Raw genomic sequence first — 12,603 nt, 5'->3', positions numbered from 1 at the left:
CAAACAGCCAATTTTGACGACGCAACGATAGGTCCCACCTCATCTCAAACGCCGTCGCACGTGTTCATGGTTGCGTGACAAATGTCACCGGGCGGCAGTCAGGCCGGCGCTCAACGGGTCGGCGTTGACCCATCAGCAGACGCAGGATCATCACTGGGTGCAGTAACCGCACCGGGGAGTCGACCATCCCGGCGACCCTCAGGAACTGTTCGGTGACCGCCGGGTCGGATTCGGCCGCGGTCAGCAGGCGCTCGAGGTACGCGTTTGCCAACCGCACCGAGAGTGGTCGGGGGCCGGTCACTCCGGGCAGACTCAAATCCGACGACACGGCGGTCCGCCAGGCGGCACCGACCAGCTTCCCAGTCGCACGAAAATACCGTTGCGGCAATTGCGATCGCCCCCGCCGCAGACAGTCCCTGAGCGTGACGGCTTCCAACGCGGCGATGGTCATGCCTTGGCCATAGACGGGGTTGAAACTGCAGAACGCGTCCCCGATCACGACGAACCCGTCCGGGATTCTCCGCATCTTGTCGTACCGCCGCCACCGGTTCGACGGCACGCGGTGCTTGCTGACGCTGCCGACCGGCTTCGCCGCCCGAAGCGCATCCAGCACGTCGGGCGGCGCGATGTCCTCGATGAACGACAGGAGGGCGGCGCAATCCTCGGCCGGCTCGTTGCCCCCCGTCGAGCCGACAGAGAGGCCCCACCGGTCCCCCTCGTTTTCCAGCAGGGCGAACCCGCTGGTATGGCCGGCCTCCGGGAAGACACCGGCGACGTCGACGGGCATGGTTCCCTGCGGGATTTGAAACCATTGACTGGTGTAGGTGAGTCGGATCATCAACTCATCCTCGGCGGGTCGCCGATAACCGAGTTGTTCAAGGAGCACCGGTGTCCGCGACCCGCGCCCCGTCGCATCGACAACCAGGTCTGCTGCAATTCTCGACGTTTCGTTGGCCGCGCGGTTGGCGACGACGGCGCCGGTCACACGACCGTTGTCTGTGCTCGAGGTCAACGAAACGACTTCGTGGCGCTCGAAAAACCTGACATTCGCGATGGCACGGACACGTCGACGAACGACGTCGTCCAACAGCGGACGACTCGGCCGATAATCGCGCAACGGACGGCGCATTCGCCCGTGCCTGCTCAGCTGGCGAGCTCCTACCCGAATATCGCGCCGCGACAGATCCCCGTCATCCCACTTCGGCACACCGGCTGCATCGAGCTCGTCGAGCAGCCCCGGGAACAGCTCGGCCAGAGTATCGGCGCCTCGGGTAAGCAGGACGTGGGCATGACTGGCTTGGGGTACACCCTTTCGCATCTTCGGACCCGCGGGAAGCGCATCGCGTTCTACCACCGAGACCGTTTCGTAGAAGTCGGAAAGTACTCGGGCGGCAAGCAATCCGCTCATGCTCGCCCCCAACACCAATGCGCTCGTCATAACGGGGCTAACGCACGGCACAACCAAACGCTTCAGTCACGCGTCGGAAAACGAGGTATATCACACACCTCCGCAGTGAGTGATCGACAATCTCCAGAACACTGACATCTCGATATCAGGTAAGCACAAGGATTGACTGGCTCTCAGCGGAGGACGACTGCTACCAGGGCGAGGCACCCGAGTACGACCACGGCACAGGTGCCATACACGGTAAGGCGCAGCCCCACAACGTCATTTGTCGTCGCAGCGATGATCGGCTCCGGCATCCGCAGATCTCGTGGCGCATTCTCGGCCCTGACTCTATTTGTGAGGCGTCGCTGCTCGTAATGTCCGAGAAGACCTTCGTCTATTTCTTGGATAACGCTCTCAATTCGTCGTCGAGATCCGAACAATATTGGTACACCGAGTATTTGTGCCGTCCCCGGCTTGCAGTTGACGGATACAGGCCGGGGAACGGTACTTACTAATACGCACCGCTTTGCGTAGATCTTCCGTGAAGCAAACTGACATGAATTGAAATGGACTGTGCGGGTTCGACGTTCATCAACGACCGAACAGTTCGGCATCGCATATTCGGGTTAGGAGCCATGACTGGCGGGTATTGATCGCGCCCAGCAACACCACCACACTCGTAGTCACGTATTTTGAGGGCATGAGTCTCGTGGCAGGCCGTGGTCCGCTCAGCGAAGATCCCGCAGGATGGTTCTCCTCGCCGCTGCCCGAGGATGTGGTGTTCGTCGAACCGCATCCGCGACGTGTACAGGCCATCCGCGCCGGACAGACGGTCATCGATACCGAGCGGGCGTTGCTGGTGCACCGACGCGGCCACCCGCTCAGCTACGTGTTTCCCGCAGCAGAAGTCGGCCACCTCGCGGGCCGGCCCGAACCGCACGCGCCGGGATATGTCCACGTGCCGTGGGACGCCGTCGACACCTGGTTCGAGGAGGGGCGTCAGCTCGTCCACTACCCGCCGAACCCGTACCACCGGGTCGATTGCCGCCCGTCCCGGCGGCGGCTCCGGGTCATCGTCGGAGGCGTGACACTCGTCGACACCGCAGACACCACGGTCGTCTTCGAAACCGCGCTGACCCCTCGGCTCTATGTTGATCCAGCTCTCGTCCGCACCGACTTGCTGCGACGGACCGGGACAAGCAGTTATTGCAACTACAAGGGCTACGCGACGTACTGGGCGGCCGCGGTCGGCGACACCGTCGTGGAAGACGTGGCGTGGAGCTATCAGGATCCGCCGCCGGAGTGCATGCCCATCAAGGACTTTCTCAGCTTCGACGACACGCGCGCGGAGGTGGCCGCCGAGCTGCCCGGCCAGGTGTGACACCGGTCACATCGTCGTCGGCGACCTCAGACCCTACGGTTCCGTCACCGTAGGTTGCGCCTGGTTACGGTTGCGTACGTTTTCCCCGCTCAGCCACACTTTTTGCAGTTTGCTAAACCGGAAGGAACTGCGTTGGGCCACTACATCGCCAATGTCCGTGACATCGAGTTCAACCTGTTCGAGGTGCTGAACATCGACGAGGTACTCGCCGGTGGCGGCTACGGCGATCTCGATGCGGACACGGTACGCACGATGCTCGACGAGGTCGCTCGGCTCGCGGAGGGTCCGGTGGCGGAATCCTTCGCCGCAGCCGACCGGAACCCGCCCGTCTTCGATCCGGAGCACCACACCATCAGCGTGCCGGGTGAGTTGGCGAAATCGGTTCAGGCCATCAAGGACTCGGAGTGGTGGCGGGTCAGCATTCCCGAGGAGATCGGCGGAGTGCACGCACCCGCACCCCTGGTGTGGGCGATCAACGAGATGCTGCTGTGCGCCAACCCGTCCGTCGCGTTCTGGTGGGCGTTGGGTCCGGCGATGGCGCGGGCGTTGTACGTCGAGGGCAACGACGAGCAGAAGCGCTGGGCAGCAGCGGGTATCGAGCGTGGCTGGTCGGCGACCATGGTGTTGACCGAGCCCGACGCGGGGTCCGACGTCGGCGCGGGCCGGGCGAAAGCCATCGCGCAACCCGACGGCACCTGGCACATCGAAGGCGTCAAGCGGTTCATCTCCGGTGGTGACGTCGGCGATACCGCCGAAAACATCTTCCATCTGGTGCTGGCCCGCCCCGAGAGCGCGGGCCCGGGGACCAAGGGCCTGAGCCTGTTTTACGTGCCGAAGTACCTGTTCGACCCCGAGACGTTCGAACTCGGTCCGCGCAACGGTGTCTTCGCGACAGGGCTCGAGCACAAGATGGGGCTGAAGTCCTCCCCCACATGCGAATTGACGTTCGGCGCGCACGGCGTTCCGGCTGTCGGCTATCTGGTTGGGGACGTCCACAACGGCATCGCGCAGATGTTCACCGTCATCGAGAACGCCAGGATGACGATCGGCGTCAAAGCGGCGGGCACACTGTCGACCGGCTATCTCAACGCGCTGGCGTTCGCGAAAGAGCGGGTCCAAGGCGCTGACCTGACCCAGATGACCGACAAGTCGGCGCCGCGGGTGACGATCCTCCACCACCCGGACGTACGTCGCAGCCTGATGGCCCAGAAGGCGTACGCCGAGGGCTTGCGGGCACTGTACTTCTACGCCGCCGCGCATCAGGACGACGATGTGGCGCACCTGGTTTCGGGTGCCAGCCCGGAGATGGCCCACCGTGTCGACGATCTGCTGTTGCCGATCGTCAAGGGTGTGGGTTCCGAACGGGCCTACGAGCTGCTGACCGAGTCGCTGCAGACCCTCGGCGGATCGGGTTTCCTTCAGGACTACCCGATCGAGCAGTACATCCGCGACGCCAAGATCGACTCGCTGTACGAGGGCACCACCGCAATTCAGGCGCTGGACCTGTTTTTCCGCAAGATCGTTCGCGACCGTGGCGAGTCGCTGGCCCACGTGGCGGCGCAGATCACCAAGACGATCGACACTTGCGACGCCGAGCTGAAAACGCAGGCCGCACAACTGCGCACCGCACTGGAGCATGTCCAGGCGATGACGGCGATCATGACCGGCTATCTGATGGCGGCGGCCGAACAGCCAACGGAGATCTACAAAGTCGGCCTCGCTTCGGTGCGGTATCTGCTCGCCGTCGGCGACCTGATCATCGGGTGGCGTCTGCTGGTGCAGGCCAACGTGGCCCGCGCCGCACTGGCGGCCGCCAAGGGTGACGATGCGTTCTATCGGGGCAAGATCGCGACCGCGTCGTTCTTCGCCGCCAACATGCTGCCGAACCTCGCGGCGGTCCGCGGCATCATCGAGCATCTGGACAACGACATCATGACGTTGCCCGAGGCCGCGTTCTAGCCTCGCCCCCGTCGCCGAACGTTCCTTACCGCTCGAAATTTTGCCGATTTTTCGAGCGGTAAGGAACGTTCGCGCCTCCGCGAGTCAGGACGTGGCGATGTCGGGAAGTGGGCGCTGACAGATCTCGTGTGCCTCATCGGCGGGGAGCCCGAACAGCCGCAGCACATTTTCGGTCACCCGGTCGGCCGCTGCGGCATCGTCGCGCTCCGGTTCCTCTTTCAGCAGCTTGCCGAGTCCCAACAAGGCGCCTGCGGCGACCGCCAACGCCAGTTTGGGGTCATCGACCGTGAATCGCCCTGCCGCGGTGGCCAATTCGATGTCCCGCAACGCGCGCGGAGCAAGACCCCGCTCTGACCACATCAGGTTGAGACCGTTGACGAGCAGGATCTGACTCTCCTGAGGCCTGCGCCGAAACAGCCTGCCGGTCAACCGAAAGCTACAGGCGAATGTCTCTGCGGGATCATCGATCGCTTCAGTGAGCTGATCAAGCAGTGCGCCGTGGTTGTCGAGCACATCGGCGACCGCCGCCTCGAACAGTTCTTCCTTGCTGTCGAAATGGTTGTAGAACGACCCCATTCCGACGTCCGCCGCCTGGGTGATCTCGAGCACCGGCACGTTGAGTTTCCCCGCCGCGATCAATGCCTGCGCCGCACGGATCAGCGCTGCGCGGGTGCGCTGCTTGCGCCGTTCCAGCCGGTTGACCGGTTCGTCCCCCGGGGTCACGACGACACCATAGCAGATCTTCTCAGTTTTGAGGATTTCGTCAGAATGTATTGACTGAGCGTTGTGTCGTATGTGACGATTTCGTCAGTCAGAGAGGAGCCCTCGGTGAATGACCTGGTCGGAGCTCATAATCAGCTGCACAGCGAGGACGGTGGCCGCAAGGGCGAGCATCGCGGCCGGTCACCGAACCCGGTGATCAAGGTTGCCGACATCGCCTGGCTGGTGTTCGAGAAGCCCAACCTGGACCGGGCAGAGGCCTTTGCCCACGCGTTCGGGTTCGCGACCGTGCTGCGGACCTCGAACCAGTTACTGCTCCGCGGCACGGACGCCGGCGCGCCTTGCGTGATTGTTCGACGCGGCTCCAGCACCCGATTCCTGGGAGCCGCCTACACGGCCGAGGACGAGGCGGACCTGCTGCGCCTGGCTAACGCGACTGGCGCGCGCGTCGCGCCACTGCCAGACGCGATCGGCGGGGTGACGGTCGACCTGCTCGACCCGAGTGGCGTTCCTGTGCACGTGGTCGCGGGCATGCATCCGCTCGATGCATTGCCCGCCCAAACCCCGCAAATCTTCAACGTCGGACACGACATACGGCGGGTCAACACCACACAGCGTCCGCCTCGTGAACCCACCAAGGTGCAGCGACTCGGGCACCTCGTACTGCAAACCACGCGGTACATCGAAACGCTGGACTGGTATCTCGACAACCTCGGCATGATCGTCAGCGACTTTCTCTACTACCCGGGCCAACGCGACCGTGGGCCGACGATGAGCTTCATGCGTTGTGATCGCGGGGCGACGCCGACCGACCACCACACTTTGGCGCTCGCACTCGGACCGGCGAACCGGTACGTGCATTCCGCGTATCAGGTATGCGATCTCGACGCGTTGGCCGCCGGTGGCGAATACCTCAGAGAGCGAGGGTATTTCCGCTCCTGGGGAATCGGCCGCCACATCCAGGGCAGCCAGTTGTTCGACTACTGGCGCGACCCAGACGGCTTCATGGTCGAGCACTTCGCCGACGGCGACAGGTTCGACTCGACCCTAGAACCGGGGTGGGCACCGTTCACCGCCTCGGGCCTCGCCCAGTGGGGCCCACGGGCGAGCAAGGATTTCCTCGGCACCGATCCACGATCGATCCCTCACGAAGCCCGGTCGATGATCGCGGCGCTACGGGATGACAACGAATTCAACATCAACCGCCTCATCGGCCTCCTGAAAGTAGCCACCTCATGACCATTTCCGTCCTGCGTACCGTCGACGCCTGGTGGGTCCAAACACCCGTCGGCGCAGCGAAAATCAAGACCACCGCAGCCACGACCGGCGAGCTGTTGGCCGACCGGGCAGCCATTGAAGCGGCCACCCACGATTCGGACACCGTGGCCGTCGACAGCCTCGACCTGCTCTCCCCCGTGACGGCGCCGTGTCGCGTCGTCGCGCAGATGACCAACTTCGTCTCTCATGTCACCGACGCAGGCATGGACCCGAAGACCATTCCACTGACCTTCTTTCGCAAAGCGTCCGCGTCCATCAGCGGACCGTTCGACGACATCGTCAAGCCGTCCCACGTCAAGTTCCTGGACTACGAGGTGGAGATCGGTCTGGTGATAGGCCGCGACATCCCTGTCGGGACCGAGATCGGCGAGTCGAACCTCAACGACTACATCGCGGGCCTTGTTGTCACCAACGATGTTTCGGCCCGGGATATCCAGCTCCCGCAAACCCAGTTCTACGAAGCGAAGTCGTACCCGACGTTCACCCCCGTCGGTCCTGCTCTGGTACTACTCGATGCCGACGAGCTGAAGCGCTTCGGCGATCTGCGACTGCAAACGCGGGTGAGCGGAGAACTGCGGCAGGACATGCTCGTCGACGGCGATATGATCTACCAGCCTCTGGAAACACTGCGATCACTCGCACGGTTCCAGGACCTCCGCGCCGGCGATCTCATCATGACCGGAACGCCAGTCGGTACTGCGCTCAGCGCGCCTCCGAAGATCGTCCAGACGATCAGCTCGCTGCTGCCGCCGACGGTCAAGTGGAACGCGTTCTTCAAGCAGCAAGCCAAGAACGACAAGTACCTGCAGCACGGCGACGTGGTCGAACTGTCCGTGGCCACCGACGACGGCACCGTCGATCTCGGCACGCAGCGCACGGTCGTGAGGTACGCGTGACCGACCTGCTCTGGCCCCGCTACATCACCCCGTCCGATCTCAAAGAGATCGAGTCGATTCCTTTGGCGCAGAGAGGCTTACCTGAATCGACCTACGCTCTGCTATCACGAGCAGCGACACTCTGGCCAGACCAAACCGCAGTGACAGTCCTTCGTGACGCGACCAACTGGGAGGACGCGACGCATCGTACCTTCGGTGTGCTGCTTTCCGACGTGCACAAGGCTGCGAATCTGTTGCGAGACATCGGCGTAGGGCGTAACGATGCCGTCGCACTGCTCGCTCCCAACTGTGATGCACTGATCACCGCCACGTTGGCGGCCCAGCTGGCCGGCATCGCCGCGCCGCTCAATAGTGGCCTGTCCGCGGACCACATCACGGAACTTCTGAGGCGCTCCGGTGCGCGGGTGCTGATCGCCGCGTCACCCGAACTGGATGCCGACAGCTGGGAAACCGCGCAACATCTCGCCAGCGCCGGGGTCGTTGACAGGGTCCTGCCTCTTCCTCGAACCGGCGGAATCGCGATGGCGGCAACTTATGACGGGTCAGCGTTCTATGGGAAGCCGCCTGCGACAGACGATTTGGCCGCGCTGTTTCACACTGGTGGCACGACGGGTGCGCCGAAGCTGGCCGCGCACACCCACGCCAACGAGGTAGCCGACGCGTGGATGATCGCGGCCAACTCCGTCCTCGACGAGAACGCAAAGATCTTCGCGGCATTGCCGCTGTTTCACGTCAACGCGCTCGTCGTCACCCTGCTTGCGCCGATGCTGCGCGGTCAGGAGGTGATCTGGGCAGGCCCACTCGGGTATCGGGACCCGGCGCTGTATGCCTACTTCTGGAAGATCGTGCAGCGCTACGCCATCACCTCGATGAGTGCCGTGCCAACCGTCTACGGTGTCTTGGCGCAGTGCGCTGTCGACGCAGATATCTCCAGCCTGCGCTTTGCCTTGGTCGGCGCCTCCGTGCTACCCGTCTCCGTGCGACGGGATTTCGAAGCGCACACCGGTATTCGACTGCTCGAGGGTTATGGCCTGACCGAGGCGACGTGCGCCAGCGCACGCAGCTTCCCCGATGTCCAGCGCCAAGGATCGGTCGGTCAGCGGCTCCCCTACCAACAAGTCAAGACCGTGCGCATCGACGCCGACGGATCTTGGCATGACCTTCCCGTCGGCGAGGTCGGAAGCCTTCTCATCAGCGGGCCGACTGTATTTCCCGGATATGTAGCCGCTTGCGGTAGTGACGGTTTCGCAATCGACGGGCAAGGCAAACTCGTCGACGGATGGCTTGACACCGGGGATCTCGCGTGGATCGACTCCGAGGGCTTCATCCATCTGAACGGCCGGGCGAAGGATCTGATCATCCGCGGTGGTCACAACATCGACCCAGCCACCATCGAGGACGCCCTGCTCCGACATCCCTATGTCACGGGTGCGGCAGCGGTAGGCCGCCCCGACAGCCATGCGGGCGAAATCCCGGTCGCATACGTGACCCTCGCGCCGGAGTGCACGATCACCGGTGACCAGTTACGCATCTGGGCCAGTGAGCATGTCGCCGACAAGGCCGCAGCGCCCAAGAGTGTCACCATCATTGATACGTTGCCGGTCACGGCCGTCGGCAAGCTCTACAAACTGCCGCTGCGCGCCGACGCCGCATACGCCGCCGCTACCGACGCCCTGGCCGACCACGCCGGAATCGAATCGATCGCGACGGTGGTCGAAGACGGGTCCCCCGTGGTCACTGTCACCCTCAATCTTTGCGCCGACCGCGCGGCAGTCGAGGACACTCTCGGCCGGTACCCGATGTCAACCCGCCTCGAGCAGACGTCGTGACCACCTTTCCCGTCGTCATCGTCGGCGCCGGGCCGACGGGCGTCACCGCGGCTACCCTGCTGGCGCAGTATGGCATCCGATGCCTGGTCCTCGACCGCTGGACCTCCGTGTATCCACAGCCGCGTGCGGTGCATTTGGATGACGAGATCTACCGGATCCTGGCGCGTCTCGGCATCGCCGACGAGTTCGCCGCCATCTCGCGGCCCGCCCTCGGGTTGCGATTGCTCGACAACACAACGCGGGTACTGGCTGAATTCCAGCGCAACCCGGCACACAGCGTCCACGGGTTCCCGCAGGCGAACATGTTCGACCAGCCTGACCTCGAAGCGCTGTTACGTTCGAATCTCAAGCACTACCCATGCGCGGAGCTGCGCGGCGATGTCGAGGTCACCGACATCGTCGACAATGGGCACGGCCGAGTTTTGGTGACGTACAACGATCGCTCGAACGGGGCGACGCATGTCGTCGAAACGGCCTACGTGCTCGGGTGTGACGGTGCCAACAGCGTGGTGCGGTCTCGTATCGGCGCCCGCATGCGCGACTTGGAGTTCGACCAGCGCTGGCTGGTCGCCGATATCGAAACGAGCGCCGACCTCGGGCAGTGGGAAGGTGTCCACCAGGTATGCAATCCGGTCCGCGCGGCGACCTACATGCGCATCGGCGAGACCCGCTACCGGTGGGAATTTCAATTGCTGCCGGGCGAAACCGCAGACGGCTTCGGCACTCTCGATGGACTGCGCCCGCTCATCACACCGTGGACCGGCCGGGTCTTACCCGCGGATCTGACGCTGCTCCGCGTCGCCGAGTACACCTTCCGCGCCAAATTCGCTGAGCAGTGGCGCCGGGGCAACGTTTTCCTCCTGGGTGACGCCGCCCACCTCACGCCGCCGTTCATCGGACAGGGCATGGGTGCCGGGCTGCGCGACGCAATGAACCTGGCGTGGAAGCTTGCAGGGGTGCTGAACGGCGAGCTGCTATCCAGCGCCCTCGAGACCTACGAGCAGGAACGAAAACCGCACACCCGCTTCATGATCGGCATGGCGTTGAGCATGGGTTGGGCCATGACCGCTGGCGGTGACGTCGGCAATGTGATCCGCCGATTGGTCGTCCCGCGTCTGCACTTGGTCCCTGGATTGCGCGACAAGCTCGTCGAGAGTCGAACGCCCCCGCTGCGCCGATCCTCGTTGGTCCGTGGAGCGCGACGCCCCTGGCAACTAGCCGGCAGCTTGTGCCCGAATCCCGTTGTAGTGGATGGAGACCGGCTCGACACCGTGTTGGGAATCGGCTTCGCGATTGTCACCACGACGCGACCGCTCGCATTTCAGCAGGCCGCGCTCAACGAAATGGGCGTTGTCCTTCACGTCGCCCCACCCGGCAGCGAGCTGGCTCGTTGGCTGCGCCGTGGGCGTGCCACCGCTGCGATCATCCGACCCGATCGCACCGTCATGCGTGCGGACAGAGATTTGAGCGCGCTGTGCGCAGCCGTGCCCCGGTTCCAAACCTCAGGCAGGTTCTGATGTCTTCCTTCCACACCAACAAAGGAGTACGGATGCGTCGCACGCCGGCCGGTGTTCCGGTCTACAGAGCAGACATCTACTCAGTCGAGACCATTGTGGATCCTTACCCGCACTATCAGCGGCTGCGCGATCTCGGCCCGGTGGTGTGGTTGGCGCGGCACAAGGTGTACGCGCTGCCGCGCTACAGCGAGTGCAAGTCAGTGCTGCGCGATGACAAAACCTTCCTGTCAGGTGAGGGGGTAGCCCTCAATCGCATCTCCAACCGCTTGTCCCGCGGCACGACACTCAATAGCGATGGCGCAGAACACGATCAGCGACGCAGGCTCCTCGCACACGGGATGCTGCCGCGAGCGCTGCGCGCCGTAAGCGACGGCGTGGACTCGATGGCAGCCGCCGTCGTCGATGCTGCACTGAAGGGCGGAGAGATCGACGGCGTCAATGACCTGGCAGCTGCGCTCCCGCTGGCTGTGGTGCCCGATCTGATCGGTTGGCCCCGTGACCAACGCGATCACCTCATCGAATGGGCCGGGGCGACCTTCGACGTGCTCGGTCCGCTCAACTGGCAAGCGATCAAAGCGATCCCCGGCGCGTTGCGGATGCTGCGTTTCGCGCGCCGCATCGTGCGCGAACGCACCGTCCTCGAAGGCAGCATGGCACATGAACTGCTGATCGCCGCCGATGAAGGAAAGCTGGCGCATCGCGAGTGCCCGCCACTGATGGTCGACTATCTCGCCCCGTCCATTGACACCACAATGAGCGCCATCAGCAATGCGTTGTACTTGTTCGCCAACCACCCCGACCAATGGCAACTGCTCAAAGATGACCCTGGACTGATGCCGAACGCTGTCAATGAAGTCGTCCGGTACGAACCGCCATTGCGGGCGTTCGCACGTCGCGCCAGCCAGAGGACCGAAATCGGCGGCGTGACAATAGAGGCCGGTGCCCGCGTCCTGGTGATGTACGCGTCGGCAAACCGCGATGAACGCGAGTGGGACAAACCTGCCGTGTTTGATATCCGTCGCGACGCCGGCCGGCACATCGGCTTTGGGCAGGGCGCCCATGCCTGCGCCGGTCAGGCATTGGCCCGGTTGGAAACGACGGCCATGCTGCGCGCGCTCATCGACCGGGTGGACCGCATCGAGGTCACCGGGTCGCCGACATGGGCGATCAACAACGTCATCCATCGCCATCAGCACCTGCCACTCAAGCTGATCGCCGCATAGGAGTGCCATGCATATCGCTTTCATCGTTTTCTCTGTTCTACTGGCAGTGGAGATGGCCGTCACTGGAGCACCAAAGGCGTTACAGCTCAGCTTTGTCCGCGCCAGCTCCGAGCATCTGGGCGTCAGCGTCGCCTTGGAACGGATGATCGGCCTAGCTCAGGTGGGAGCCGCCGTCGGCCTCTTGCTCGGCATAGCCATTCCAGCGCTTTCGGTCGTCACCGGTGCCGCCGTGTGTCTGCTGATGGCTGGCGCTATCGGCTACCACGTCAGGGCACGGGACAACGTCCTGGCCATGGCGCCGGCCGTCCTCACGGCGGCGCTCGCCATCGCCGTTGTCGTGTTGGCCGCCGGGCCACCTACGCCGCTGTCGCTCAACCTCTAAATCTTCAATCGCAGTTGAAAGGAACCCA

General features: G+C 63.8%; 10 protein-coding genes. 8 read left to right on the top strand and 2 right to left on the bottom strand.

The window, feature by feature from the left end; translation table 11 throughout:
* Window positions 1-64 precede the first annotated feature (64 nt).
* On the bottom strand, window positions 65-1,438 hold the full coding sequence (locus C1A30_RS16905; RefSeq protein WP_101949352.1) for an NAD(P)/FAD-dependent oxidoreductase: 1,374 nt from the start codon (window positions 1,436-1,438) through the stop codon (window positions 65-67).
* A gap of 652 nt (window positions 1,439-2,090) precedes the next feature.
* Here C1A30_RS16905 and C1A30_RS16900 point away from each other — a divergent pair.
* Together C1A30_RS16900 and C1A30_RS16895 are read left to right on the top strand one after the other, a co-directional pair.
* Complete coding sequence (locus C1A30_RS16900) at window positions 2,091-2,771, top strand: DUF427 domain-containing protein (protein ID WP_101949351.1); 681 nt, start codon at window positions 2,091-2,093, stop codon at window positions 2,769-2,771.
* 132 nt (window positions 2,772-2,903) lie between these two features.
* A complete protein-coding gene (locus C1A30_RS16895) occupies window positions 2,904-4,730 on the top strand; it encodes an acyl-CoA dehydrogenase (protein ID WP_101949350.1) in 1,827 nt (608 codons plus the stop codon).
* Between the two features lie 84 nt (window positions 4,731-4,814).
* Here C1A30_RS16895 and C1A30_RS16890 read toward each other — a convergent pair whose 3' ends face one another.
* A complete protein-coding gene (locus C1A30_RS16890; protein WP_101949349.1) occupies window positions 4,815-5,453 on the bottom strand; it encodes a TetR/AcrR family transcriptional regulator in 639 nt (212 codons plus the stop codon).
* A 105-nt stretch (window positions 5,454-5,558) separates the two neighbouring features.
* Here C1A30_RS16890 and C1A30_RS16885 point away from each other — a divergent pair, with 105 nt between their 5' ends.
* From C1A30_RS16885 to C1A30_RS16860, 6 genes are read left to right on the top strand one after another with little or no spacing between them, the layout of a single operon-like run.
* Window positions 5,559-6,689: a VOC family protein gene (locus C1A30_RS16885; RefSeq protein WP_101949348.1), complete on the top strand. Its 1,131-nt coding sequence runs from the start codon at window positions 5,559-5,561 to the stop codon at window positions 6,687-6,689.
* Window positions 6,686-7,624 (top strand): fumarylacetoacetate hydrolase family protein, encoded by a 939-nt coding sequence (locus C1A30_RS16880; protein ID WP_101949347.1) that lies wholly within the window; start codon window positions 6,686-6,688, stop codon window positions 7,622-7,624. Before C1A30_RS16885 ends, C1A30_RS16880 begins: the two co-directional genes overlap by 4 nt.
* Window positions 7,621-9,453, top strand: a complete 1,833-nt coding sequence (locus tag C1A30_RS16875; RefSeq protein ID WP_101949346.1) for an AMP-binding protein — start codon at window positions 7,621-7,623, stop codon at window positions 9,451-9,453. The genes C1A30_RS16880 and C1A30_RS16875 overlap by 4 nt, the downstream gene beginning before the upstream one ends.
* On the top strand, window positions 9,450-10,970 hold the full coding sequence (locus C1A30_RS16870) for a bifunctional 3-(3-hydroxy-phenyl)propionate/3-hydroxycinnamic acid hydroxylase (RefSeq protein WP_101949345.1): 1,521 nt from the start codon (window positions 9,450-9,452) through the stop codon (window positions 10,968-10,970). Before C1A30_RS16875 ends, C1A30_RS16870 begins: the two co-directional genes overlap by 4 nt.
* A gap of 32 nt (window positions 10,971-11,002) precedes the next feature.
* Window positions 11,003-12,193: a cytochrome P450 gene (locus C1A30_RS16865; protein ID WP_101949344.1), complete on the top strand. Its 1,191-nt coding sequence runs from the start codon at window positions 11,003-11,005 to the stop codon at window positions 12,191-12,193.
* 7 nt (window positions 12,194-12,200) lie between these two features.
* Window positions 12,201-12,575 (top strand): DoxX family protein, encoded by a 375-nt coding sequence (locus C1A30_RS16860; RefSeq protein ID WP_101949343.1) that lies wholly within the window; start codon window positions 12,201-12,203, stop codon window positions 12,573-12,575.
* The last annotated feature ends 28 nt before the right edge of the window (window positions 12,576-12,603 follow it).

Source organism: Mycobacterium sp. 3519A, assembly GCF_900240945.1.
GTDB lineage: Bacteria > Actinomycetota > Actinomycetes > Mycobacteriales > Mycobacteriaceae > Mycobacterium.
This window is presented reverse-complemented; position numbering and strand designations above follow the sequence as displayed.